Below are 24,924 nucleotides of genomic sequence, written 5' to 3' on the forward strand. Positions count from 1 at the left end.
GCCATCCCTATATTATGTTTACAGTATGTACTGCTCTTACTTTCATGAGCATAGGGAAACAAGCAGCCGAACAAACTAAAGCATAACAGGCAGCGCCTTTCCAGCCAGCCTTCCTTCTTTCGTCATCTACTGTCTTGTAATGTCTGCGACATGCTCGGTCTGCCGCACTGTATACCTCGTATACAAACAGCAATTCTTTTCTAGTTTTATTATTATATAAAAATGTATAAATTCCTTTCCCGTACATGAATTTCGCTTGTACATCTCATACTACTAAAAAACGGGCGAATGTTTGAAATGCAGAAAGGAAGGCTAAGATAATGTTTAAAAAATTAAAAGAAAAACTAAAAACTTATTTAAATGACCTGCTTCATAAAAAGAAAATCGCATAACAATGGCTTTTTTCCCGGCACCGCTGAAAAAAACATGAAAAACAAATGTGTTTCCTTTATAATAGTTAGAAGGCAGCCACACAATCGAAACAAGGAGAGGTTTTATTATGATTTTTAAAGTGTTTTATCAAGAAAAGAGTACGGAAGTACCTGTGCGAGAGAAAACGCAGGTTCTGTACGTAGAAGCAGAATCACAACGGGACGTACGTAAAAGATTAGCGCCGTTCCATTACAATATCGAATTTGTTCAAGAGCTTGCCGGCGCGCATCTTGCGTATGAACAACAAAGCGAAAACTTTAAGCTTGCGGAGAATGTATAATGAAATTTCTGAAAAATGACCAAACCGCAGTCTTCGCTCTCGGAGGACTTGGAGAAATCGGTAAAAATACATATGCGGTGCAGTATCAAGACGAAATTATTGTTATTGACGCAGGCATTAAATTCCCGGAAGACGAGTTGCTCGGCATCGACTACGTGATTCCGGATTACACGTACTTAGTACGAAACGAAGAAAAAATCAAAGGTTTATTTATTACGCACGGTCACGAAGATCACATTGGGGGTATCCCGTATTTATTAAGGCAAGTGAATATCCCAATTTACGGCGGAAAGCTAGCGCTCGGTTTAATTAAGAACAAATTGGAAGAGCACGGACTGCTTCGGAAAGCACGTTTGCATGAAATTAAGGAAGATGATGTCATCCAATTCAAAAATACATCAGTTTCCTTTTACCTCACAACGCACAGCATTCCAGATGCGTACGGAATTGTTGTCAAAACGCCGCAAGGACAAATTGTTCATACAGGCGACTTTAAATTTGACTTTACGCCGGTTGGCGAGCCTGCCAACCTAACAAAAATGGCGGAAATCGGAAAAGAAGGCGTGCTTTGCTTACTGTCTGACAGCACAAATGCAGAGGTACCGAACTTTACACTGTCAGAGCGCAGGGTCGGCGACAGCATTCATGAAATTTTCCGCAAGGTAGAAGGCCGCATCATTTTTGCAACATTTGCATCTAATATTCACCGTTTGCAGCAGGTCGTAGAGGCAGCAGTCGCGAACGGCCGAAAAGTGGCGGTGTTTGGCCGGAGCATGGAATCGGCAATTGAAATCGGACAAGACCTCGGCTATATCCGCTGTCCAAAGGATACATTTATTGAGGCATCTCAGGTAAATCGTATGCCTGCTGACCGGACTGTCATTTTATGTACAGGAAGCCAAGGCGAGCCTATGGCCGCATTATCGCGCATTGCGAATGGTACGCACCGTCAAATTCAAATTATCCCTGGCGATACAGTCGTTTTCTCCTCTTCGCCAATTCCAGGTAATACTGTGAGTGTAAGCCGTACGATTAACATGCTGTACCGTGCTGGGGCAGAGGTGATTTACGGACCGTTAACAGATATTCATACGAGTGGACACGGCGGGCAGCAGGAGCAAAAGCTTATGCTTCGTCTTATGAAACCAAAGTTTTTCATGCCAATTCACGGCGAATATCGGATGCAGCGCATGCACGCTAAGCTTGCAATTGATTGCGGTGTTGCTGAAGAAAACTGCTTCATTCTCGACAATGGTGATGTGTTAACATTAACAGAGGATGAAGCGACAGTAGGCGGAAAGGTTCCATCCGGATCAGTTTATATTGACGGAAACGGCATTGGCGATATCGGCAACATCGTCTTGCGCGACCGCCGCATTTTATCAGAGGAAGGTCTTGTCATCGTAGTCGTTAGTATTGATATGAAGGAATTCAAAATTGCAGCAGGACCAGATATCATTTCCCGCGGCTTCGTCTATATGCGTGAAAGCAGTGATTTAATCAGCGATGCGCAAACCTTAATCGCCGCTCATCTGAGCAAGGTAATGGAACGTAAAACAACACAATGGTCAGAAATCAAAAATGAAATTACAGATACATTAGCGCCGTTCCTGTACGAAAAAACAAAACGGAAACCGATGATTCTTCCGATTATTATGGAAGTATAGGAAAAGTAGACACGGTCCGCTCTGCTCCCGAAGGAGGCAGTTCCTGCCCATTGGGATGCCTTTTGCCTAGTTGGACAGAGGTCCTTTCCCTACAGCAAGCAGGCCATGAGGGCTGGACAGTGTCCCCGCAAACAGTCATACTTTCTTATCATATAAACAAAAAGGACAACGTGATCGTTGTCCTTTTTGTTTATATGATCTTTCTCTCGCTAATCTATGCCTTGCTCTACTGCATTGGAATTCTATTTTGCTAAATACGCTTCAAAACGGTCAATCTCATCATCAGCACCAATCATAATTAAAATATCGCCATCATAAATGGCTTCCGTAGCACGCGGCGAGACAAATACCTCCTTGCCTCGCTTAATTGCAACAATATTTAATCCGAACCGCGCTCGAATATTTAAATCCTGCAGCGTTTGTCCGTGAATGCGCTTGTTTGCCATGAGCTCGACAACACTATGCTCATCGGACAGCTCCAGATAATCAAGCACGCTTGTTGATGCAATCGTATTTGCAATTCGCTTCCCCATATCGCGTTCCGGATGAACAATCTGATCTGCTCCGATTTTACGCAGCACTTTTTCATGATAGTCGTTCGTAGCTTTTACTGTAATATTCTCTACACCCAGCTCCTTTAAAATTAACGTTGTTAAAATACTCGCTTGAATGTTATCACCAATAGCTACAACAACATGATCAAAATTACGGATTCCTAGGCTTTTCAATACCATCTCATCTGTTGAATCTGCAATCACCGCATGGGATGCGATATTAGAAAACTCATTCACACGATCTTCATTCACATCAATCGCCATTACCTCCATGCCAAGCTGCGATAATTCCCGGCAAATACTGCCGCCAAATCGTCCAAGCCCGATGACCGCGAATTCCTTCCTGTTCCCGCTCACGTAAACTCCTCCAATAATCAATTCTGCTCTGGTTATGTATTATTTTACCATATATCTCGAATTGCCTGCCATTTACACTATATCACTTTTCCTGAGGCAGATAGGGATTCTCTTTGATAAAAATAAAAAAGATCTAACATCTCTGTTAGACCTTTCCCTAACGCATATTATACGTTTAATGTTGCTTGACCTGGCTTCCAGTTTGCCGGGCAAAGTCCGCCTGTTTGCAATGCTTGAAGCACGCGTAATACTTCGTCTACTTCGCGTCCAATATTATTGTGATGTACAACTTGGTACATTAATTCACCTTCAGGGCTGATGATGAACAAACCGCGAAGCGCGATTCCTTCTTCTTCGATTAATACACCGTAGTCGCGAGAAACAACATGGTTTGTGTCAGCTGCTAACGGATAGCGAAGCTCTCCTAAGCCATTTTTCGTACGGTCCGTGTTAATCCAAGCTAAGTGAGTATGGATTGTGTCAGTAGAAACACCGATTACCTCTGCCTCTAGATCTTCGAACTCATCGTAACGATCAGAAAGCGCGATAATTTCTGTTGGGCATACAAAAGTGAAATCCATTGGATAGAAGTAAAGTACTGTCCATTTTCCTTGATTCATGATGTCTTCTAGGCTTACTTTACCAAACTCTTTGTTTGCCAAAACAGCCTCCATTTCAAATCTAGGAGCTTGTTTACCTACTAAACGCTCTGCCATATGTATCAGCCTCCATTTTCTTATTTACACGTGTAATTATATAAGAAGAAGTCAATTAGAGTCAATGTCATATAAGAATAATTATAAATATTTAACATTGCCTTAAAACTCTCCTCCCAACTACATTATAAAGTATTGTGTAGAAATTACAAAAAATATGCATGAAAACCCTGGAGTTTTTAGGGAGGGGGAACAAGTTTAGCAACGATGAAAAAACTCTGTAAAAATAAGAGAGGCGGACACAATCTGCCTGCAAAAGGTTATACTTTCCTATCTTTAAACAAGGCTCTTTTCTAAACAATTGTTGCTGCAGGAATAAACAAAGCGTGTTTCGATACAAGCAAGAGGCTATTCGCCTCTTGCAATCAACCTCTCATTGCTAATTTCTCACCTCTTCTCACAGTGCTGTAACGTGCTGCTGGCCAGATGCAAAAGCAACAATCGATGCGAAACAGCCTTAAACAAAGAAAACAGATAGGCGTTGCGCCTACCTGCTTCCCTTCCAGTTCATATAGCTTGTAAGAAACGAAATTGCACGTTCAATGGCATCTTCGTTCGGACGCAGCTTCGCGTGATGCAGACCAAATTCCGATTGAACACCGAGCCAAAACATGAGTCCTGGAATTTCAGCAAGCATGTAACCGAAGTCTTCGCCTGTCATCGCTTCGCGGCACTCTATCACTTCCATATGGCCGCTCTCTCTTGCAAAATTCATAAATTCGCGTGTAATTTCTTCATGGTTATAAACTTGATGATACATCGCTCCGTAGTCAATCACCGCTTCACATTGAAAGGAGGCTTCGATGCCTGCGACAATGGCTTCAATGCGTTCTTTTACCTTCTTCATAGATTCAACAGATAACGTGCGAATTGTGCCCTCTAGACGCGCTGTTTCCGCAATAATATTTTGTACAGTGCCGCCTGTAATTTTTCCAATGGTAATGACAGCAGAATCAAGCGGATCCACGTTACGGCTAATGACAGACTGCAGCTGAGTAACAAGATAGCTCGCCGCTACGACCATATCGTTTGCTTGATGCGGGTAGGCTGCATGGCCGCCCTTCCCCTTTAGATCAATAAACAGCTCTGATGTGTTTGCAAACAGAAGTCCTTCCCTTGTAGCAATCGTACCAACTGGATATTCCGGCGCAATATGAAGCGCTATGATAATATCAGGCTTCCACGCCTGAAATTCCTCGCTTTGCATCATTGGCTGCGCACCGCCCGGCCCTTCCTCAGCAGGCTGGAAGAAAAAGACTGCATCATCATCAATCGGCTGCTCTACAAGCTCTGTTACAACCCCAAGCGCGATGCTCGTATGCATATCATGGCCGCACGCATGCATCAATCCTTCATGTGTCGAAGAAAACTCATAACCCGTCTGCTCCAAAATTGGCAGACCGTCAATATCAGCACGGTACCCGATTGTTTGTCTTGGATTCTTTCCTTTCACCTTTACAAGGACGCCCGTTCTCCATGTACGAATCTCCACGCGCTCCTCTGGCAACGTTTCTAAATAGCTTAAAATGTATGCTTGCGTTTTAAATTCTTGAAAGCCAAGCTCGGGAATTTGATGCAGATCCCGGCGAATTTTCACGAATCGATTCATAGTCTCACCCCTATTGATAAAAAGCGTAAGAGCTCTAAACTCTTACGCTTTCGTTTGTTTCATTCAGATTATTCTTCTGGATTCAGTTGACGAAGCTCTTGCTTAATTTCGATTTTAGACTTTGTTTTTTCGTCAATCTCTTTAATAACACGAGCTGGTACACCTGCTACTACTGTGTAAGGAGGAACATCCTCTGTTACAATTGCGCCTGCAGCAACTACCGCGCCTTTTCCAATGCGTACGCCTTCTAATACTACTGCGTTAGCACCTACTAATACATCATCCTCTACAATAACAGGAAGAGCGGAAGGCGGCTCGATTACGCCTGCTAATACAGCGCCTGCGCCGATGTGGCAATTTTTCCCAACTGTTGCACGTCCGCCTAATACAGCTCCCATATCAATCATTGTACCTTCACCGATCGAAGCGCCGATATTAATCAACGCACCCATCATAATAACAGCGTTATCACCAATTTCTACTTGATCGCGAATGATTGCGCCTGGTTCAATGCGAGCTTTAATTCCTTTTAGATCAAGAAGCGGAATCGCAGAGTTGCGGCGATCATTTTCTACTACGTAGTCTGCAATACGGCCGCTGTTTTCATCAAGCACTGCTTTTACCTTCGTCCACTCGCCAAACAGTACGCCTGTTTTTTCGTTTACAAATGCTTGTACTGTTTCTGGAAAATCGATTCCCTCAAGATCTCCCTTTATGTATACCTTTACTGGTGTTTTCTTTTCGCTTTTTTGAATAAAAGCAATAATTTCATTTGCATCCATCATATTCATAATGTGAAGTTCCTCCTATTTCGATGTGCTACTTGTTACTGTACCAAAGAGAGCGCCCTGTAGCAAGGACGAAAGTTTATTTTTTTGTGATAAAATGCTTTACGAGGTCAGCAAATGCTCCTACCTGCTTTAATTCAAGAGCAGCTTCGTTCATTAAAAGCCATGTTTCCCGCGTTAAGCGCTTGCCGTCGACTACCATTGGCAGCTTATAAACCCCTTCTGCGGTCTGCAGCACACTTGACGGCAAAACCGCATAGCCAATACCATGCATAACCATTTGCTTACACGTTTCAATTTGATCGACAACAATCGTTCGCTTCGGGGGATTTGAAAACATCGTGTACCACCAGCTTTGAATTTGTGAATAATAGGTTGAATCGCTCTTAAACTGGATAAACGGTTTATTCGTATCCCGAAGCATCGCCGTATCGGATATTTCTGTATCAACTAAGCATAGCTCATCCGTCAGTAAATGATATTTCTTCCCCGGATAGTCCTGTGAGCCGCGCACAATCGCCAGATGTACATCTCCTTCATAAAAATGCTTTTGCACTTCGCTGCTCCAGCCGGTAAACAGCGAAATTTGCACGAGCGGATATTGCTCGACAAAGGTTTTTAAAATACCCGGTAACCAGTATTGACCAATAATAGAGGCAACCGCAATCTTTAGTGTTCCATGCGTTTTCGCCTGCAGAGCGGCAAGCTCGTTTTTTACATTTTCTTCCTTCTGCAGCATCTCAATCGCGTATAATGTCACCTTTTCCCCTTCAGGCGTAATCGTCAATCCCTTTTGAGAACGAAGAAAAAACTTCATCCCCCACTGCTTTTCCATCGACTGAAGCCGTTGACTCAGTGCAGGCTGCGACACAAACAATCTTTCCGCCGCTTTTCTCATATTTAACTCCTGTGCCAAAACGACCATCATTCGAAAATCATCTAGTTGCATATTGCGTCACCTCTTCCCTGCTCATAAAAAAACTTGGCTGGCGCCAAACCTTGGAAAGGCCGGCAATCGCCTAGCTGCACTTATACTTTACACTGAAAATTTCCAGCTTCGTCAAATAGTCTTCTAGTTGGAAAGTTATAATTCTTAAAGCATAAAAAAGTGCAACCTTTGGCATAAAGTTGCACTTATATGACTATTTGTTGTAGCGGCGCACCTTTTTACCTAACAGCTTCAAGATGGCACGGCGCGTTAAAATACCCTCGAAGCAGCCATCTTCATTTTCTACGCACACAAAAGGATGGTTAATCACCATATCAAGCCCTTGCGCGAACGTATCATACAAACCTAATCTTGGAATATTAACATTCATCACATCTGCTACCTTCATTTGCTCAAGACGTTCAAACTCAATGCGCTCCATCCCCAAAGTGCGATCTAAAATCATAGCGGTGCTAATTAACCCTTGAAGTTTATAAGATGTATCGAGTACAGGAATAGCGGAATACCCAGACTTCACCAAAACAAGCATGGCATGTTCCAAGCTGTTGGCAGCTTGCACATGCGCCACTTTTTCTGAAGAAATTAATAAATCCTTCACGAGAATTTGTTTAAAGTCCTCTGTTGGAAGACTAATCATTACACTTCCCCCTTTCTTGTATAGCCCTGTTGCTTTCTTTACTGATGATAGCGTTTTCACTTTATTAGCGTACTCAGTTTCTTTTGGTTGGTTCATATTGACCTTCTTTATTTTACCATATACGCGAAAAAAATGACTACCAATTAAGGTAGTCACATATCGGCATTTCGTAAGCGGTCGAACAATCTTGTTACTCGTAGATAGTGCGCATTATCCGAATCCTTTAAACCACTCTCTATATCTGCTAATTCGCAAGCAAGAAGCTCACTTGCATATCTTTGTTTAAACAGTACACTAAGCAAAAGACTTTGATCTTCCTCTGTTAACAGCACCTTTTCTTTTTCCATCTCGCGACTCTCCCTTAAACAAAGTTCATCTGCTGTTATTATATAAAAGATTCACCTTGTTTAATAGAGGATGGAACTCCTAAAAGTTCGCCATCTTTCGACCGTTCCTAACATATAAGGGAAGATAAGGAAGGGTATATTCCAGTATTGCCCTATTCCGCCGATTTACGCACACAGAAATTGTAGGAATAACACTTATTTTGTATAACGATTTGCGTAGCTAAATGCAGCGTATGCATCCGGCTTAATTTTTGCTGTCAGCCCCATAGCCCTCACACGCTCCGTCATATCCAAGATAAACTCCTTCGTCAGCCCTTGATTTCCAATATCGAGGTGAATTTCCATCGCCAAACGAACTCCCTCACTTCGATAGGGATACATCAGTTCTAGCAGCTCACTCATATAATCCGGTGTAAACAAACAAGCAATCTCCTGGCTAAGATGTGTTTCTAAAGATATTTTCTCACGCAGGCTTTCTAACTTTTTATGTATAACCTCATTGCGCAGGCAGCCCCACGCTCCTTTTCCGACGCGATGCAAATGGATAGCTGTAATAAAGCGCGTATCGTTTCCATGCGCCTGAGAATCTGTACCTATAGAAAGGCGGTATACATTTCGCGGGTCTGCCTTGATAAAATTGTAGATGCGCGCAAATACATCATCAAACCTCATATGGCGCTCCGACAAGTTGTAAAAGAAATAGTCTCTCATATAGCACTGTCCCCTCCCATGGCAACTCCGGCATTCTCACTATATGATGCACGGGAGGCAAATATGCTTTTTTGTCAAAGAAAAGCGGATGAGAGCGCCAAATCAGCCTTTACTTGTTTTGATATTGCGTATCATATAACCACAGGATGGGCATGTGTAAATTACATCTTGGTTTGATTGCGCGGTTAACACATTTTCCATCCTTGCTGCCTGCTTGCATGCAGGGCAAATTACAGTAGGCGTATGCATAGAAAACCACTCCTTTCCTCCTCAGTTTGAGCAAGCTCAGAAGGAATCATACAAAAAAACAGCACCTCATATTAAGGTGCTGTTTTTTATGTATGAATTAGGAAATCATATCATAAATCTCAATCGCTACCATATCGATATTATCAAACTGATATGTTTGCGGTTTTTCTCCCGGCTGATACACTTCCAACTCGTACGTATCGCTTTTATCAAAGTATTTCACGCTGCATTTGCGCTCGCCGTTTACTTCAAAATAGCGCTGTGCCACTTCGCCGTTTGCCGCTTGCTCTTTCAAGCTAACAAGACGAGTAATAATTCCTTGGAGCAGAGACATAAAATCTCCCCTTTCTCTAATTTTCCTGCGCATAGTGTTTGCAACCGCACTTTTTCTATCCGCAACAACAGAAAATTTGTCTCATTACAATAGGATAACGGTTGAGAGCCAGAAACTCAATAAATTTGTCGAAAAAAGTTATACAGAAAAGCGGGCACAGCCTGATTTGCTTCAGGAGTTAGACATCTATAGAAGCCAGCCGCATCCGAGCGCAACACCAACAACAATCCACGATGGAAGCCTCCAGACGCTAAGCAATGCAAAATATAGCAGCACAAGCACTGCATCTGCCATCGTGACAACGGATGTTTTGAAAATGGGATCATATAAAGCAGCAAGCAAAATCCCGACTACACCGGCATTAATGCCAAGAAGTGCTGGTCGAATACCTGAATGCTGCCGCAGCGTATTCCAAAACGGCAAGCCGCCTAAGATAAGCAAAAAGGCAGGTAAAAATATGCCGACAGTCGCAACAAACGCTCCCATTACGCCGTATAAGCTTGCGCCAATGTAGCTTGAAAACGTAAATAACGGTCCGGGAACAGCTTGCGTTACACTATATCCAGCTAAAAACAGCTCCTTCTTCATCATACCGCTATCTACAATTTCTGTTTCCAAAAGCGGGAGCACAACATGGCCGCCGCCAAATACAAGCGCCCCTGAGCGATACATCGTATCGAACAGCACAAGAAGCGGCGAGGACACAAATGTACGCAAAAGAGGCAACCCTAAAAGCAATATGAAAAACAGGCTAAAAGAAAGTATACCCGTTTTTCTCGAAACAAAAAATGCTGTTATGTCCGTTATACCCGCTTCTTCTCTTCTGTATACGAGATAACCAACAATACCGCTTATACCAATTATGATCAGCTGCATGTACGGAGACTCAAATAAAAAGAGGCTCGCAGCAGCAGCAAGAACAATCGTTTGCCGCACAGCATCGGGAGCAAGCTTTCTGCCCATTTCAAATACCGCTTGTGCCACAACAGCCACAGCAACGAGCTTCAAGCTATGAATCCAGCCGGACTGTACGGCTTGTCCGTGCATAAAAAGCGCAAAGCTTGTCAGCACCAAAACAGACGGCATCGTAAATCCAAGCCATGCCAACAAGCCGCCCAGAATGCCCCCCCGCATCGTACCGATGGCAATCCCAACCTGGCTGCTCGCTGGTCCCGGCAAAAAGTTTGCCAGCGCAACGAGATCAGCGTAGCTTTTTTCATCTAACCATCTCTGCCTTTCAACATACTCCTTGCGAAAGTAGCCAATGTGGGCAGCAGGACCGCCAAATGACGTACAGCCTAGACGAAGTGCCGTCCAAAAGATATTTGCATATTGCCTCACTCTATCCACCCCAAACTAAGAAAATGCGAAAACCCTTCATCCATTGTACGCATCCACCTTTCATCATATAATAAAAAGCGTAACGATGATATAAGAAAACGAGGGAACGAAATGAAAAAAGTAGAACTATACACGCAGCCGGACTGTCCGCCATGTCAAATTATAAAAGAATTTTTTAAGCACTATGAGATTTCCTACGTAGAGTACAATATTAAGCAAGACGGTTCCGCCCGTAAGCGTCTTCTGCACGACTATAACTCGTACTCTACACCCACTGTTGTCGTAGACGGAGAGGCAGTGACAGGCTTTGATATCGAAAAGCTTCAAGGTCTTCTTGGGATTGAGGAGTGAATGATCCCGAGACTAAAGACTTCGTACCTTCCAATAAAGAAGCGATCGTATTTCTAGTTTCATCCCCCTAGGGTGAACTTTCAAACTCAGCTAAAAGAATGAGTGACAGATGCTTTGGTTGCATGATAGGAAATATGAGCAAGGAGACCATTGAAAATATATTCAAAATCAGGTCTAGAAAGCAAGAAAACCGACAATCTAAGGACTTGTCGGCTTTCTTGCTTTAAAATTTATAGGCTCTTTTCTAAACAATTGTTGCTATAGGAATAAAGAAACGTGTTTCGATATAAGCAAGAGGCTGTTCTTCTCTTGCAGCTGACCTCTCATTTCTGACTTCCCGCCTCTTCGCACAGTGCTGTATGCATGCTGCTGAGCCAGATGCAAAAGCAACAATATCTGCGAAAACAGCCAATTTATAAAACTTGTTACACTTACCCGCTCTCTCCCTGTTCCTTCTCAAGCATCTTAATCTCTTCTAACAATGTTTTGTCACTATGATAGCCAGCCAGCTTCCATGTTCCATCCACTTGTTGGAGCGATACAACCTCATACATTGCTTTATCCTTTAAATGCTCGTACACATACAAAAGACCATGCTCCCGATCGTAAATGGTTTTCGTTTCGGATGTAAAGGAAAACGGTGCTGTTTTAGCGAGTAAATGCGTTCCAGTTCCTTTTGCATCACCGCTGTTTTCGTCTGTAAAGACCTGCAGAAAGTTGTCCGTAAAATATGGGGACAGCTTCTTATACATAATCTCCATCGACAGCTTCCTGCCCCGAATCGCAAACTGCGCTTCATACCCTTTTCGAATCGTGTCAAACACAGCAGCTCTATGTATTTTCACATTTCCCTTGTCGGTGGCAATTGCCACACTTTGCCCGACAATAATCGCAAGAAGCAGCAAAAATGCAATCCACGCTCCGTATCGTTTCAACATGTTTCCTCCTCCATTTCATCCTGCCTCTATTGTAGCAAGTCACAACGCGACATAGACAATCTTTCATTCGTAAAATCGCTACAGCAATAGACAGCGTTTTTTGCTGATATGTAGCAGGATTTCCATGAAAGAAGAGAACAAAACAAAAAATGCACGAAAAAACAAACAAAAGCGGATTCGGTCCGGCTTTACCACATAAAGAAAACTCGCCGATTGGCGAGCCCTGCCCTTGGGCGAAGACAGAGGCGTAGTTGCCCTTATACTTTATTCCTAAAATTTCTCGCTACGTCGAATTTTCTTCCAGCTAGAAATTTATACTTTTTTAAAGTACAAACAAGCCGTGAGAGCTAAACAAACAGAAAAGCTCGCACGGCCTATATGCTCTTCAAAACAGCGCATCCTGCTCAAATAAAAACTCATACGATAAGTCAATAAACAAATAATGCTGATCGTCATCAATCGGGAACGAAAATGTACGAATTATCTCCCCTGTTTCAATATCCGTATACAGGTCGGATAGACGTCCTTTTTTTTCAAAACGCATTTGCATAATATTCGCTAAAAAATACGGACGCCAGCTCCAGTTCTTTTGCTCGTATTCCGGCACAAACTCCCATTTGCCATTTTGCTTTACCAGGTTGCCGGACTTCTGAAAGCCGTCCTCATCGCAGACGTACAACCTAAAGCTGCAGTCGGTAACTTCCTCACTAAACGTCATGAGCCATTTATTAAAGTTCTCAATTTTTTTTTGCTTGCCCATCACTGTACCGACACGACTGCGCAGCCTTTCCGTTAACGAGTATATGTTTTCCAGCTTTCGCTTTTCATGAACGATAAATTCATGACATTCCTGCCGAAGCCGATCCTTTAAAATATCAGCAGGTAAAAAGGATGGCATAAACTCCTTTAAATAATTCCCCTGGTAATACCGGCCCCCGTTACGCCATGCATATTGAAGCTGATAGAACGCATCAATATCTTCATAGAGAAGAGTTGCTCCAATTCTCCTCGCCAGCAAGGAGATAGAATAAAGGACATCCTGATAGGACTGCAGCATTGCGGTTTGTCTCAAATTGCTTAAATCAATTTTTAAAATATCCGGCGACAACAGATTGATGCGCTCAAGATTGCTCATACCTGCTCCAACCTTGTTAATTGCCAGCTGTATACCGTACGTCCGATAATAGGTAAGCAAATGTGCCAGCTGATCAAGATTACCGGTAAAATCTTGCTCTCGAATTTCCAATACAATACGTTTCAAGTCCAGCCCTTGCCTTTCATAAACAAGCAGCTGATTTAAAAAGCTATCTTCCTCATCTTGCATAAGCAAATTGGCATTACGATTAATAAATAACAGTGCTGACGGATCCGTTTCTAGATGCGTTTGCAGCGCCTTTGTTAAAATTAAATTATCAACTTCTATTCGGTATTCCTCCGGAACAGATTCATCACGAAAAAATGATGCAAGACTTTTGACGCCTTGCTCCGTCTGAATGCGCCCTACTGCCTCATATCCAATTACTGTATGTTCATCTGCACTGAAAATTGCTTGGTAGTAAGGAAGGACTTGATCTAAGTTAGACATAACATCTAATGCATCCACTAGCAGCGCCCCTCCCCTCTTTTTTTCTCTTCATCGTTCGTATGACACCTCTTGCTGCAATCTCTTTTTACTGCTGCATCCGCTCACGCATTGCCCGAATTGCCTCTCCTTTCGGCACTGACAGACCGCATTCAGACAAAATATCCTCAAACGCAGATAATAATAGTGTAACATTCATTTGCTTTGCGTTATAGCCCATAAGACCAATACGCCAAATTTTCCCCTTCAACTCACCAAGACCGCCGCCGATTTCAATCCCATATTTGTGTAACAAGCGTGTACGAAACGAAGCTTCATCTACGCCAATTGGCACCTTTACAGACGTAAGCTGCGGCAGACGATGCTCCTTCTGTACAAGAAGCTCAAGACCCATCGCCTCTAGTCCTGCCTGCAACGCGGATCCGTATAAGCTATGGCGCCGGATTACCTGCTCCAGCCCTTCCTCTTGAATAAGATGAAGCGCTTCCTTTAATGCATAGATCATTGAAATTGGCGCAGTGTGGTGATAGAACCGTTCTGCTCCCCAGTAGCTTTGAATCATGCTTAAATCTAAGTACCAGCTTTGTACCTTCGTTTGGCGCTTAGCCATTACATCCGCCGCCCGCTTGCTGAAGGTTACAGGAGAAAGACCTGGAGGAGCGCTTAAACATTTTTGTGTACCGCTATACGCAGCATCAATACCATACTGATCCACCTGTACAGGTACACCGCCAAGGGAGGTCACCATATCACATACAAGCAATGCACCATATGCGTGTACAATATTCGCAATTTCTTCAAGCGGCTGCAATACTCCAGTTGACGTTTCGGCATGAACAAGTGCGACTAACTTCACGTTCCCGTAATCCTCCAGTGCACGCTTCACATCACCTGGCTCGATAATGCCGCCCCATGAGCCCTTTATTTCAATCACTTCTGCACCGGCACGCTGCGCAACATCTACCATACGCGTACCAAATACACCATTTACCCCGATGATCACCTGATCCCCCGGCTCTATTAGATTCACAAACACCGTTTCCATACCAGCGCTTCCCGTTCCACTCATCGCAAGCGTTAATTCATTATTTGTTTGGAATACGTATCGCAGCAAATCCTTCATCTCGTTCATCATATGTAAAAACTCAGGGTCCAAATGCCCAAGCAGCGGGGCAGCCATCGACCGAAGAACGCGCGGATGTGCATCACTCGGACCTGGCCCCATCAAAATTCGTTCTGGCAGTCTTTGCTCTATCATACTCCTCCACTCCTTTTATTAAGATAGTGTCATCTTCTATTATAAGATGAATAGAAGATAAGAGACTACAATATTTTTTCATACATTTGGAAGGATAAAAAATAAAAAGCCTTCAAATTAAACAAATGGTTTGATTATACTCAAAACATTAAAGGATTTGTACCTTGCTTAATAGGAAGCACAGCGCATAAAAAATCCCTTCAGCTGTCTGAAAGGATAAGAGACGTTACCATGAAAATCAGGACAAGCCTCTATAAAAATGTCTAGATATTCGATATCTCTCATAACACTTTATGGAATCTAACTAAAATGGGTACTGATGCAGATGCTGGCCCCCATCCATTGTCATAACAGCTCCGTTTATATAAGATGCCTCATCTGAAAGCAAGTAACAGGCAAGCCCGGCAATTTCCTCTGGCGTTCCAAGACGTCCAAGAGGTACACTTTCTAGCGTGCGCTTTGCAGCCTCTTCTGACACCCAAAGACGTTCTGCTCCCCCTGTACGTTCAATCGGCCCCGGCGCGATGGCGTTTACGCGGATCCCATATTTTCTTCCCCACTCTACTGCAAGTGTGCGAGTCATAGCCAGCACGCCTGCTTTTGCCGATGCAGAATGAATAACACCGGGACCAGCATCCCAGGCATACGTTGCAATCATATTAATAATGCGTCCAGCAATCCCTTTTTCAATCCAATATTTCCCTACCGCACTGCTGCAATAAAAGGTTCCGTTCAATACAATATTAATGACAGCATTCCAGCCGTTTACAGACAGTTCCTCCGCTGGACAAATGAAATTTCCTGCGGCATTATTCACTAGATAATCAATACGCCCGAAGGCAGCATCCGCTAGTTGCACCATTTGCTGCGCTTGCTTTGGTTCACGCACATCCATTTGCACAACGAGTACCTGGTTTTCAAATTGCTCAATGTCCCGTTTCGCTTGCTCTAACGCTTCTAGCGTACGGCCTGTAATCACAACGTATGCCCCCTCGCAAGCAAAGCGCGCAGCCATCGCTTTTCCCATCCCGCTCGATCCGCCTGTTACAACAACAACCTTCCCCTTCATACGTTCCACCCTCTCCCTCAAAATGAATATGTATTCATTTTATCATTTCCACTTTATGGATTATACTTATTTTTTTTTAAAATCCAAAAAATAACTTTTCTTTGCCTACTGTCATACATGAGAGGAAAAAATGATATAATAAAATAGATTTCAATGGATAGGTAGGGACTATGACAAAGATTACTAGAAGAGCCTTTTTGAAAAAAAGCTTTCGTTTCTCACTGTATACGCTATTGACATCAGGGATTGGCTATTATTACGCACGACACATAGAACCTTCTTTGCTTTCTGTTACCCGCCATTGCATCCGTTCTCCGCTCATACCAGAAAGCTTTCACGGCATGAAAATCGTGCAGTTCAGCGATTTGCATCTGGGCTACTATTATTCGCTGTCTCGGCTTTCTAAAGTTGTGGATCGAATCAATCAGGAAGAAGCAGATATTGTTTTTTTTACTGGAGATTTAATTGATGATCAACGCTCCTGTCCGTTCACCCCTCGTATCGCACCGATCCTGCAACATATCCATGCGCCGTTTGGCAAGTATTGCATTTATGGCAACCATGATCACGGCGGATATGGTACCGAGCTGTATAAGGCTATTATGAATGAGTCTGGCTTTACTCTACTGCAAAATAACGAACAGCGTATCCGTCTTGTTGATGGAAGTGAAATTTCTATTTTAGGTATTGATGATATGATGCTAGGAAGTCCAAAGCTGGAAAAAACACTGCAGCTAGCACGTCAAGAATTATATACGATCGTTCTCGTGCATGAGCCAGATGCTGCTCCTGTCATTGCACAGTACCCAGTAAACCTGCAGCTCTCAGGCCATAGCCACGGCGGACAAGTACAACTGCCTATTGTCGGACCTGTCATTACGCCTCCTCTCGCAAAGCAGTACATAGAAGGCTTTTACACCGTTTCTAATCTGACGGTATATGTAAATCGAGGCCTCGGAATGACACGCATACCGTTCCGATTTTTCGCTCGACCAGAAATTACAGTTTTTACCCTGCAGCACGGCTAACAGCCGTGCTCTGCCTATTTTCTACAAGTTTCTCCCCACGTACTGGCTCCCTTATCCTCCCTGTTCCATAGTATATGATAAGTCTAATAAAGGAGGTTAAAAGATGTATCCTCACTTACAGCCTGTTCCGTTTCGTTCCGTTCCCGTAAATCCAGGAGACACACGCTTGCTGCCGTTTTTTGGCGTTCCGTTTTTAGCAGGTATCGCCGGCGGTCTGCTTGGCGGCGCTGCATTATCATTTTGGCGGCCTTGGTTTGGCGGCTATGGCGGTTATGGCTACGGTTACGGCTATGGCCCTGGTTATGGCTACGGCTATGGCTACGGAGGTCCGGGCTCTGGCGGCGGATTTGGCGGTCCCGGATTTGGCGGCGGACTTGGTGGTCCGGGCTTTGGAGGTTCGGGCTTTGGCGGCGGATTTGGTGGTCCCGGCTTTTTCTACTAAGTTTATAATCAAACAAACTATGAAGCAGGCTGTTCTTCACAAGCAAAACGGTCTGCTTTTTTCACAAAAACGCATACATACATGGGCAATCCCTTGCAGCCTATCGCTTTTCCAGTAAAAAGCTGCTGACTTTCTATCCAAAATTTTTGTATTTCCCTGTCATCCTTGTTACTTTATTTTTTTACTAAATACACCTTAGAAAGAAAAATACAGCATTTCTTGTCCAAGGCATCTAGATATATTTACATTGTTCACAAAATGTTTTTGTAACAAAAGGATTGAATATTGCAAGAGAATGGTAATACATGATAATGTTAACATGAAAGGAGTGAAGGACATGAGACCTTCTAAGCCGGGCACGGATGAACAACCTGCTCTGTCAGCCGAACAATTAGCTCAAGCTGTCTTTGTCGTAAACCGTCATGCCAAAGCCGCCACGAATCCAAAGTATTTATACTGGCTGAAGAAACGGGCACTTGAAAAGCTTATTCAAGAAGGAAAAGCGTTGAAAGAAGGATTGCATTTTTCTCGAAATCCAAAGCTCAGCCAACAGCAATCTGATGTGCTCGTTCACGTCGGCAGCTACTTTTTTCATATCCCGCCTACAAAAGATGACTTCCAAAAGCTCCCTCATCTCGGCGAACTCAATCAATCGTACCGTAACCCAAAAACAGTGATGTCCTTATCAACTGCAAAAAAGCTATTGCAGCAATACATTGGTGCGGAGGCGTTTGAACAGGAAAAAAAGCTCTCCCAGCCTGAACCTTGGTACAAGCGAGCTTATACACAAAAATAAAAACCTCTTTGAGCATGAAACAAACCGTCCTATATAAGGACGGTTTGTTTCATATTGTCATTTTGTTTTCTCTTGAATGCGAAATTTTGCCTGCTTATAGAATGCAATTTTTTCTTGATTATATTGCCTCGTTAGCTCATTAAAGGCTTCATTATGCTTTTGCATATCAGTATACAGCCCATTTACTTCTTTTACTTGGTCGGTAATTGCTTTTAATTTTTCTGTCTTTGTCTGCAGCATACCATAAAGCTTTTCTTCCGACGCAAGCGCCTTTCCATAAGCATCGTGCATATGTACAAAAGCGGTGAAGCGTTCCTCATATAAGGATACAACCTTTGTTGCCTGCTCACTCAGCTTCTTATCGCCTATTTTACTTATATACTGATCGGCTTCCTTCATTTTACTATGTGCCTTCTCAAGCGCTTTTTGCTCTTTTTCCAAGATACCTGCCCGCTCCTTGAGGCCTTGCATCGCTTGCTCCACAGCCCCCTTCACTTGGTCGCTATCATCCTGTCCTTCATGCAAAATACTATCATACAGCTGTGCATTTTTCTGTTCAAGCGCTTCTAATGCTTTTGCGTCCTCGAAGAGCGTTGCTTCCTGCTTCACAGCAGCTTCAAATACAGCATATAACTCCTCTTCCGGCTTTGGTCCAAAGCAGCCGGACAGCAGGATGAGCGATAAAGCAGCGCTTAGTGCTATCCTCTTATACAAACGGAATCCTCCTCTACAATCGGCTGTCATGCCAAAAATTCAACGGAAAATGTGCAGTCTCGTCGTACACCTCAAATTCATATCCCTTACTCCGGAGGCCTGTAATGATCCCAGGCAATGCTTGCACGGTTTGCTTTTTTTCATGAAGAAGAACAACTTCCAGATTTCTGCTTGATTGCGTGAGTACATTTTGCACGATACCATTTGGGTTATGTGTCAGCTTCCAATCCAATGAATCAACTGTCCAGTCCCATTCTTTTAAACCAGCCGCCGCCATTTGATCGCGCAGCGCGCTTGTAAGCCCTGGCATGCTTCCGTACGGACAACGAGTCAAGGTTGGGTTTATTCCTGTAACATCCTTCACAATACTCTGCGCCTGCTTCATTTCATTTACAATTTGTCCGTCATTGTACAGCTTTTTATAATCGTGACTCATGCTGTGCAGACCCGGATAATGCCCTTCCTTTACAAGACGGTTGACACTGTTCTTATAATTTGGAATTTGAGCTCCAATCATAAAAAAAGTCGCCTGCAATCCATTCGACTTCAGAATATTCAAAATCTCTTCTGTATATTCGTTTGGCCCGTCATCAAATGTGAGATATACAATCCTCCGTACTTGACCGTTATATTTTTCCGGTACTTCTTTTGCAGCAGCCGGCTTCGGCAGCTCGCTGACAAACTGAACGGCACGCATTTGCTCAGATACAGCCTTTACTGGAGATGAAAAGGATCGAACAAAGGAAAAACCAATAAGAACGATGGCCACACCAGCTGCCGCCACAAGAATACGCTTAACCTTTTTTCGTAAGCGCGGAATTCGAAAATCTGTCATTCTACCAATCCCTTTCCAACCAGATTATTAGTTATTTTAGAAAATGAAAAGTGCAGAGCACTTTCTATCTCTACCCTAACCAATAGCCACGTAAATACACGTACGCTTCTCTATTATTTATTATATTCTCATTTTGTCTTATTTTGAAGAGTCTGCTGCCAAAAACGTAAATAAAAGGAACCAAACCGGTCCCTTTTACTGTTTTAGAAGCACTATTCCCTTTGCTTGGTATGGACCATACATCGTACCACGCGCTTGGAACGTGTATGTTGCACCAAGAGCAATATGAGCATGCGGATTTCCTTCCTGCGCCCTCGTTTGAAATGTCAATACAGCCTCTTCTCCAGGCTGCAACAGGGAGATACGCCAACGCACGAGCCGAAAGACTACAGCAGCCTCTCCTTTATCAGCCTGCAGCGTATCAGATATATATGACAAATAATCACGAATCATGTGGCTTCCAAACAACTGTACTACATCCACCGTCCCGCAATTACGGAGACGAATTTCTATTTCCAGCACATCACCGGGGCGATAACTGGAGGCATTTTCGGAATGATTGCGAACAGCAAGCTGAGCCAGGACAAGTTTTTCTCCCCCTTGTACGACACGCTCTACTAGAACCTTCTCGCTGCCAATCCGCCCTGTTGCTGTAAATTTTATCGTTTCTGATGAAGGTGCCACAGCTACATCCCATAGAGAAACATTCGGGTTCATCCATGTCACAGTCTCCTTCTCCACCTTAGCAGGCGGAATGGACGAAGAGCGCAAAACCGCTCCCTCTGGAAGATGCATGGCACATTCAATATCCGTTAAGCTAGACGCAGCAGATAAAGCAACTCGCATTTGTATTTCTTCCGGTTCATATACCGTATACACTGACATATCCAGTCCGTCCTGACATTTTGACATGTCCCTCACCTCACTCTCTTCTTCATTATTATATATATGATTACTGCTTCATTTTACTCCATAAGGAAAACGTACTACAATGAAACGAAACACAAATTCATCACTCCTTGTTCCATATTCGACAAGGAATGATGAAAACCATTCTCTGCTTTTACATTTTAGACAGGTTTTTCCTAAAGAAACCATTTGTTAAGAGACATTATGAGCACTGGTATTACTTTTTTTATCAACGTCAATTGCTTCTTATGATGCCCTATCTTTATGAACCACTTTACAACAGCCTTTTCTTTCCATTGTCTTGTTTACAAAAACCAGGAGAGCATATTTTAAAATTAAGAAAGTTGATCTGCCATCTATCTTCCCCTTTCCCCTTCTTTTTCCTCCAAAATATAACATTTATCCCTATCACCCTCTGCAGCTTTTTACTAATTTCAACGGAACTTGTAGAAAACTTCCAATCATCCGACATTCTTTTTCAAAGGAGGAGCCGCGGAACATATGGAATTTGTAAGTACGAACCATTTGAAAGGAGATTGGGTCATGACAGGATGCTATAAGACAAAGGATATCGCTAATAAAACGGGGATTCCCGGCAATATAGTGCGAAAATATAGCAATTTGCTTGAACAGCATGGCTACATAATTGAGAAAACGGGAAATTCACGCATGTTTACAATGGCAGATATCCGCTTATTGAAGGACATTCATAAACGAGTATCTGAACTCGATGAAGATGCTGCGGAAGCAGTTGCGGCAATATTACAAAACATGCCAGAAGATGCCCTGCCCGTATCGTTACAGCCCGCTGAGCCCAAACAGCCTGTATCATCAGCCAAAGCAGCTGTTGCCATATACGACGATGTCAATACGACCATTCGCGAGCAAAATAAGAAGTTCGAAGAGTTTATGAATAAGCTCGATACACTTGCACAATTAAACGAAGCAATTATCCATCAAAATTCAACGCTTATCTCACAAAACCGCCAAAAAGATGAGAAGCTGGATGAACTAATGCAGCAAGTGTACGTGAAAGAATCAAAACAAGAAAATATGCTATATGACCTAATCGGCCACGTCAAGCAAACCGAATCAAGGCAGGACGAAAAAATAGATAATGTACTTAGCCAAATGTACAAAAAAGAATCAAAGCAGGATGAAAAAATGAATAAGCTTATCAACCATGTGTATAAGCAGGAGTCAAGCCGTGACGAACAATTGATGAGCCTCATTCGGGAAATGCAGGAAACGAAGCGAATGATTGCCGCATCCCAAGAAAGCACCTGGGTAAGAACAATTAAAAACATCTTCCGTGCGAAGCCGGAGCGAGCATAATGATGCTAATGAAAAAAGTTACCGGTACCCTCGGTAACTTTTTTCATTAGGAAATGCCTAGCGGACGAACCGGCAAAGTAATGCTTGCTTCTGTCCCCTTCCCCTTCTCGCTTTTATAGGCAATTCTTCCTTGATGCGCCTGAATAATACTAAATGTTACCATAAGCCCTAAACCAGTCCCCTTTTCTTTCAAAGAATAGTATGGCTGCCCAAGCCTTGCAAGCTGTTCCTTATCCATTCCGGCACCGCTGTCCTTAACAGTCACAATCGCTTCATCCCCCTTTTGATACGCCCTTACCTTCAAATACCCTTTCTGGCCATCCATTGCTTCAACCCCGTTTTTCACGATATTCATAATCGCTTGCTTTAGCTTTGCATGATCGCCAACCATATAGATATCCTTCTGAATCTCCGTTTGCAAATACACCCCCTGCATAGCCGCAAAGGAAGACATAATGGTCGACATTTCATCGAGCAAATTCGATAAGCAAAATTGTTCCTTTTTCTCCATTTGCGGACGCGCCAAATTTAAATAATCTGAAATAATATGCTCTGCCCGATCAAGCTCAGTCAACACAAGTTCCAGATACTCTTTGTTTTTTATCTCCTCCGCTCTTTGAAATAATTGAATAAAGCCCCTTACAACTGTGAGCGGATTTCTTACCTCGTGAGCCACACTCGCCGCTAGCTCGCTTACAATCATTAGTTTCTCAGACTTTTGCATCTCGACCCGCAGCAGTGCGTTGTCGTATAAATATTCTGCCAAGTAGACTTGAAATGCCATCGCTACAGCCAGTGCAAGCGAGGCAACTGTAAAATATGCATGCGCTTGAGAAATAGCCGGCGTAAAAGAATCCTGCAGAAAAACGGAGATGATGCTCCCAACCAAGTAAAGAAGCGCATACAATGATGCAAATAAAAAGGAGATAATGGTTTTTTTATGATTCGCGAAGGTATTCCACTTACGCGACAGCCAAAAAGGAATAACGGATAGAAACGCCATATCAAGGAATTGGATCCAAATCTTATCGCCTCCGTACCAAAACCAGTAAAAGACGACGGAACAAATCGCTGGAAACAGCCCATATCCTCCTCCGTATAAATATGTGCCTATAATAGGAATTGCATGAAAATCAAAATAATAATGTTCTCCAAGATGAATTGGATACATCATAGACAAAACCACAATGCCTCCCGATAGAAGGGACGTTGTTTTCCAATTCCGCTTCGGAACGGACACGTGATAACGACTCAAACGAAGTGTTTCGTACAAAAACACAGGCAAGATTACAATTGCGAGTTGAATAAGAAGATCCCCAATCTGCTCCAAATCCCCCATCCCCCGTTACCTTTTTCTACTAATTATAACATTTACAACCAATCATTCTGTAAAAATTTATGTTTTTCCGGTAATTTTATACGGCAGCATACACTAGCTTTGCTCCATGTTTAGGTGAAAGATTACGAGCAATCGGACACGTGCTAAAAAGAAAAGGGCCGTGCAGCATCACGGCCCTTCGTTAGAAGATTAAAAAGCATAACATTTTGAATACGATCTAGCGGACGCCGCCTGCTCCCTTCCGTAACATAACCCTCCCTGCAAAAGGCAAAAGCGCGTTTTGTGAGCGGATTATCTTACTACAAGCCATGCCCGCTTTTCTTCATTGATAGGAAACGTAGTATGTTTTTTGCAGGCTCTTCACTTTTCTTAGCTGCTCCTGCGCTTCCTCACTTAAAGTGCTAATTGGGTTCCCATCTACGAGAACTTCCTTATCATACACCTTTTTTACATCTACCTGCATCCGTTCCTTTGCTGCTGTTTCATGTATACAGATACGATGAGGCTCCCACAGCACCACATTCATCAGTTCCTTCACTTCCGGACATTCACACGTTTGCAGGTGGTAAATAAGCTCATAATTCGTGAGCGGCTCAATAAATGACAATTTAACCTCCTGATGCTTCGCATAAGCTGCAACTGCCTTTGACAATAAAGCATCAATGGCGATCGCAAGCGGACTGAGAAATGCATTATGATCAACAACCATCGCTTCCATAATATGCAGTCCTGTCTCTACATCTGTTTCTACAAAATTCCCGGAAAATCGGATATTTTGAATTAACTCCCACGGTTTCCTAGCAATCCCGCCAACGAGATATGCATCCCGCAGGAAGCTGTCGAAATGGTCTGCTCCAAGCAGGCTTGTTTTGCTTGTCAATGGTGTATCTTCATTTAATAAAGTAATGATATGTTCACCAGCATACCCGTGTTTTTTCAGAATACGAGCTGCTTCTCCTTCACGGATTAGCTTTTCCGTATTCGCGTGATGATTAAAACCAAGTGTTTTTTCAACAGCGTGAGAAAACGGTAAGTGTCCGATATCATGAAGCAAAGCGGCAAGACGAAGCTCTTTATCATTTGGGAAGAAACGGGCAATCACGGACCAAACACCGATTGTATGATCGAGCCGTGAATGCATAATAGGCGAGTAAAGAGAAGCGGTACCATAATGGCTTAAGAATTTTAACCTTCGGAGCGTTTTTGATTGAAATAGCTCCAGTTCGTGAGGAAAGGCTTGAATTTCATGTCTATAAAGCGGATCGTATACCGTTTCTTGGCAAAAGGTTTGCTGCACCTCTAATCACCGTCCCACATTCTTTTCACTAGAGATTATCATCATACTATGATAGGTTTG

Annotated in this window: 26 protein-coding genes; 7 read left to right on the plus strand and 19 right to left on the minus strand. The window is 43.1% G+C overall.

All coding sequences use genetic code 11. The features are described 5' to 3' along the window. Positions 1–499 precede the first annotated feature (499 nt). Positions 500–712 carry a DNA-dependent RNA polymerase subunit epsilon gene (locus tag AC6HZ4_RS19070; RefSeq protein ID WP_497491281.1) on the plus strand — a complete coding sequence of 71 codons (213 nt, stop codon included), beginning with the start codon at positions 500–502 and terminating at the stop codon, positions 710–712. Further along, positions 712–2,379, plus strand: a complete 1,668-nt coding sequence (gene rnjA / locus AC6HZ4_RS19075) for a ribonuclease J1 (protein WP_497491282.1) — start codon at positions 712–714, stop codon at positions 2,377–2,379. Before AC6HZ4_RS19070 ends, rnjA begins: the two co-directional genes overlap by 1 nt. Before the next feature lie 242 nt (positions 2,380–2,621). Here the strand turns inward: rnjA and AC6HZ4_RS19080 are convergent, their stop codons facing one another. The 10 genes from AC6HZ4_RS19080 to chrA all read right to left on the minus strand — a co-directional run bounded on the left by AC6HZ4_RS19080 (position 2,622) and on the right by chrA (position 10,971). Beyond that, a complete protein-coding gene (locus tag AC6HZ4_RS19080; protein ID WP_497491283.1) occupies positions 2,622–3,290 on the minus strand; it encodes a potassium channel family protein in 669 nt (222 codons plus the stop codon). A gap of 167 nt (positions 3,291–3,457) precedes the next feature. Next, entirely contained in the window at positions 3,458–4,006 is a 549-nt protein-coding gene (locus AC6HZ4_RS19085; RefSeq protein ID WP_497491285.1) for a peroxiredoxin, read from the minus strand. A gap of 487 nt (positions 4,007–4,493) precedes the next feature. Further along, a complete protein-coding gene (locus tag AC6HZ4_RS19090) occupies positions 4,494–5,615 on the minus strand; it encodes an N-acetyldiaminopimelate deacetylase (protein ID WP_497491286.1) in 1,122 nt (373 codons plus the stop codon). A gap of 68 nt (positions 5,616–5,683) precedes the next feature. Beyond that, the gene (dapD, locus tag AC6HZ4_RS19095) at positions 5,684–6,406 is read right to left on the minus strand and encodes a 2,3,4,5-tetrahydropyridine-2,6-dicarboxylate N-acetyltransferase (protein WP_497491287.1); all 723 of its coding nucleotides are present in this window, start codon (positions 6,404–6,406) and stop codon (positions 5,684–5,686) included. Between the two features lie 76 nt (positions 6,407–6,482). Then, positions 6,483–7,352, minus strand: a complete 870-nt coding sequence (gene ccpC / locus AC6HZ4_RS19100; RefSeq protein WP_497491289.1) for a transcriptional regulator CcpC — start codon at positions 7,350–7,352, stop codon at positions 6,483–6,485. A 193-nt stretch (positions 7,353–7,545) separates the two neighbouring features. Continuing rightward, entirely contained in the window at positions 7,546–7,989 is a 444-nt protein-coding gene (gene cbpB, locus AC6HZ4_RS19105; RefSeq protein ID WP_497495771.1) for a cyclic-di-AMP-binding protein CbpB, read from the minus strand. A 152-nt stretch (positions 7,990–8,141) separates the two neighbouring features. Continuing rightward, positions 8,142–8,336 carry an antirepressor AbbA gene (gene abbA, locus AC6HZ4_RS19110; RefSeq protein ID WP_497491290.1) on the minus strand — a complete coding sequence of 65 codons (195 nt, stop codon included), beginning with the start codon at positions 8,334–8,336 and terminating at the stop codon, positions 8,142–8,144. A gap of 195 nt (positions 8,337–8,531) precedes the next feature. Beyond that, the gene (locus tag AC6HZ4_RS19115) at positions 8,532–9,047 is read right to left on the minus strand and encodes a ribonuclease H-like YkuK family protein (protein WP_497491292.1); all 516 of its coding nucleotides are present in this window, start codon (positions 9,045–9,047) and stop codon (positions 8,532–8,534) included. A 346-nt stretch (positions 9,048–9,393) separates the two neighbouring features. Next, on the minus strand, positions 9,394–9,630 hold the full coding sequence (locus tag AC6HZ4_RS19120) for a YkuJ family protein (protein WP_129726957.1): 237 nt from the start codon (positions 9,628–9,630) through the stop codon (positions 9,394–9,396). 186 nt (positions 9,631–9,816) lie between these two features. Continuing rightward, a complete protein-coding gene (chrA, locus tag AC6HZ4_RS19125; RefSeq protein ID WP_497491293.1) occupies positions 9,817–10,971 on the minus strand; it encodes a chromate efflux transporter in 1,155 nt (384 codons plus the stop codon). Between the two features lie 111 nt (positions 10,972–11,082). Between chrA and AC6HZ4_RS19130 the strand changes: the two genes are divergently transcribed. Then, positions 11,083–11,322 carry a glutaredoxin domain-containing protein gene (locus tag AC6HZ4_RS19130; protein ID WP_497491295.1) on the plus strand — a complete coding sequence of 80 codons (240 nt, stop codon included), beginning with the start codon at positions 11,083–11,085 and terminating at the stop codon, positions 11,320–11,322. A gap of 431 nt (positions 11,323–11,753) precedes the next feature. On the opposite strand, the gene AC6HZ4_RS19135 is transcribed toward AC6HZ4_RS19130, so the two are convergent. The 4 genes from AC6HZ4_RS19135 to fadH form a co-directional block, all read right to left on the minus strand. Next, on the minus strand, positions 11,754–12,257 hold the full coding sequence (locus AC6HZ4_RS19135) for a DUF3993 domain-containing protein (RefSeq protein ID WP_497495772.1): 504 nt from the start codon (positions 12,255–12,257) through the stop codon (positions 11,754–11,756). 388 nt (positions 12,258–12,645) lie between these two features. Then, positions 12,646–13,845 carry an EAL domain-containing protein gene (locus AC6HZ4_RS19140; protein ID WP_497495773.1) on the minus strand — a complete coding sequence of 400 codons (1,200 nt, stop codon included), beginning with the start codon at positions 13,843–13,845 and terminating at the stop codon, positions 12,646–12,648. Between the two features lie 85 nt (positions 13,846–13,930). Beyond that, positions 13,931–15,100, minus strand: a complete 1,170-nt coding sequence (locus tag AC6HZ4_RS19145; RefSeq protein ID WP_497491296.1) for a pyridoxal-phosphate-dependent aminotransferase family protein — start codon at positions 15,098–15,100, stop codon at positions 13,931–13,933. Between the two features lie 304 nt (positions 15,101–15,404). After that, a complete protein-coding gene (gene fadH / locus AC6HZ4_RS19150) occupies positions 15,405–16,169 on the minus strand; it encodes a 2,4-dienoyl-CoA reductase (protein WP_497491297.1) in 765 nt (254 codons plus the stop codon). 170 nt (positions 16,170–16,339) lie between these two features. On the opposite strand from fadH, the gene AC6HZ4_RS19155 reads away from it, so the two are divergent. The 3 genes from AC6HZ4_RS19155 (at position 16,340) to AC6HZ4_RS19165 (ending at position 18,435) form a co-directional block, all read left to right on the plus strand. Further along, positions 16,340–17,197 carry a metallophosphoesterase gene (locus AC6HZ4_RS19155; protein WP_497491298.1) on the plus strand — a complete coding sequence of 286 codons (858 nt, stop codon included), beginning with the start codon at positions 16,340–16,342 and terminating at the stop codon, positions 17,195–17,197. A gap of 103 nt (positions 17,198–17,300) precedes the next feature. Further along, a complete protein-coding gene (locus AC6HZ4_RS19160) occupies positions 17,301–17,639 on the plus strand; it encodes a hypothetical protein (RefSeq protein ID WP_497495853.1) in 339 nt (112 codons plus the stop codon). Between the two features lie 337 nt (positions 17,640–17,976). After that, a complete protein-coding gene (locus tag AC6HZ4_RS19165; RefSeq protein WP_497491300.1) occupies positions 17,977–18,435 on the plus strand; it encodes a YkyB family protein in 459 nt (152 codons plus the stop codon). 57 nt (positions 18,436–18,492) lie between these two features. Here the strand turns inward: AC6HZ4_RS19165 and AC6HZ4_RS19170 are convergent, their stop codons facing one another. The 3 genes from AC6HZ4_RS19170 to AC6HZ4_RS19180 form a co-directional block, all read right to left on the minus strand. Beyond that, a complete protein-coding gene (locus AC6HZ4_RS19170; protein WP_497491301.1) occupies positions 18,493–19,149 on the minus strand; it encodes a YkyA family protein in 657 nt (218 codons plus the stop codon). Between the two features lie 13 nt (positions 19,150–19,162). Then, entirely contained in the window at positions 19,163–19,984 is an 822-nt protein-coding gene (locus AC6HZ4_RS19175) for a polysaccharide deacetylase family protein (RefSeq protein WP_497491302.1), read from the minus strand. A 195-nt stretch (positions 19,985–20,179) separates the two neighbouring features. Beyond that, a complete protein-coding gene (locus tag AC6HZ4_RS19180) occupies positions 20,180–20,896 on the minus strand; it encodes a hypothetical protein (protein WP_497491303.1) in 717 nt (238 codons plus the stop codon). A gap of 540 nt (positions 20,897–21,436) precedes the next feature. Here AC6HZ4_RS19180 and AC6HZ4_RS19185 point away from each other — a divergent pair. After that, on the plus strand, positions 21,437–22,228 hold the full coding sequence (locus tag AC6HZ4_RS19185) for a DUF3967 domain-containing protein (protein WP_497495774.1): 792 nt from the start codon (positions 21,437–21,439) through the stop codon (positions 22,226–22,228). 46 nt (positions 22,229–22,274) lie between these two features. Here the strand turns inward: AC6HZ4_RS19185 and AC6HZ4_RS19190 are convergent, their stop codons facing one another. Both AC6HZ4_RS19190 and AC6HZ4_RS19195 read right to left on the minus strand, forming a co-directional pair. Next, positions 22,275–23,558: an ATP-binding protein gene (locus tag AC6HZ4_RS19190; RefSeq protein ID WP_497491304.1), complete on the minus strand. Its 1,284-nt coding sequence runs from the start codon at positions 23,556–23,558 to the stop codon at positions 22,275–22,277. A gap of 331 nt (positions 23,559–23,889) precedes the next feature. Next, positions 23,890–24,864 carry an HD domain-containing protein gene (locus tag AC6HZ4_RS19195; protein ID WP_497491305.1) on the minus strand — a complete coding sequence of 325 codons (975 nt, stop codon included), beginning with the start codon at positions 24,862–24,864 and terminating at the stop codon, positions 23,890–23,892. Positions 24,865–24,924 lie beyond the last annotated feature (60 nt).

The sequence above is a fragment of the Ectobacillus sp. OTK genome (genome assembly GCF_059698935.1).

Coding starts and splice junctions, on each gene's coding strand:
- AC6HZ4_RS19090 (WP_497491286.1), bottom strand. CDS start 5,615: ATGAATCGATTCGTGAAAATTCGCCGGGATCTGCATCAAATTCCCGAG.
- cbpB (WP_497495771.1), bottom strand. CDS start 7,989: ATGATTAGTCTTCCAACAGAGGACTTTAAACAAATTCTCGTGAAGGAT.
- AC6HZ4_RS19120 (WP_129726957.1), bottom strand. CDS start 9,630: ATGTCTCTGCTCCAAGGAATTATTACTCGTCTTGTTAGCTTGAAAGAG.
- AC6HZ4_RS19165 (WP_497491300.1), top strand. CDS start 17,977: ATGAGACCTTCTAAGCCGGGCACGGATGAACAACCTGCTCTGTCAGCC.
- AC6HZ4_RS19115 (WP_497491292.1), bottom strand. CDS start 9,047: ATGAGAGACTATTTCTTTTACAACTTGTCGGAGCGCCATATGAGGTTT.
- AC6HZ4_RS19145 (WP_497491296.1), bottom strand. CDS start 15,100: ATGATAGAGCAAAGACTGCCAGAACGAATTTTGATGGGGCCAGGTCCG.
- dapD (WP_497491287.1), bottom strand. CDS start 6,406: ATGAATATGATGGATGCAAATGAAATTATTGCTTTTATTCAAAAAAGC.
- AC6HZ4_RS19085 (WP_497491285.1), bottom strand. CDS start 4,006: ATGGCAGAGCGTTTAGTAGGTAAACAAGCTCCTAGATTTGAAATGGAG.
- abbA (WP_497491290.1), bottom strand. CDS start 8,336: ATGGAAAAAGAAAAGGTGCTGTTAACAGAGGAAGATCAAAGTCTTTTG.
- AC6HZ4_RS19130 (WP_497491295.1), top strand. CDS start 11,083: ATGAAAAAAGTAGAACTATACACGCAGCCGGACTGTCCGCCATGTCAA.
- AC6HZ4_RS19180 (WP_497491303.1), bottom strand. CDS start 20,896: ATGTCAAAATGTCAGGACGGACTGGATATGTCAGTGTATACGGTATAT.
- AC6HZ4_RS19070 (WP_497491281.1), top strand. CDS start 500: ATGATTTTTAAAGTGTTTTATCAAGAAAAGAGTACGGAAGTACCTGTG.
- AC6HZ4_RS19160 (WP_497495853.1), top strand. CDS start 17,301: ATGTATCCTCACTTACAGCCTGTTCCGTTTCGTTCCGTTCCCGTAAAT.
- fadH (WP_497491297.1), bottom strand. CDS start 16,169: ATGAAGGGGAAGGTTGTTGTTGTAACAGGCGGATCGAGCGGGATGGGA.
- AC6HZ4_RS19140 (WP_497495773.1), bottom strand. CDS start 13,845: ATGTCTAACTTAGATCAAGTCCTTCCTTACTACCAAGCAATTTTCAGT.
- AC6HZ4_RS19185 (WP_497495774.1), top strand. CDS start 21,437: ATGACAGGATGCTATAAGACAAAGGATATCGCTAATAAAACGGGGATT.
- AC6HZ4_RS19175 (WP_497491302.1), bottom strand. CDS start 19,984: ATGACAGATTTTCGAATTCCGCGCTTACGAAAAAAGGTTAAGCGTATT.
- ccpC (WP_497491289.1), bottom strand. CDS start 7,352: ATGCAACTAGATGATTTTCGAATGATGGTCGTTTTGGCACAGGAGTTA.
- rnjA (WP_497491282.1), top strand. CDS start 712: ATGAAATTTCTGAAAAATGACCAAACCGCAGTCTTCGCTCTCGGAGGA.
- AC6HZ4_RS19155 (WP_497491298.1), top strand. CDS start 16,340: ATGACAAAGATTACTAGAAGAGCCTTTTTGAAAAAAAGCTTTCGTTTC.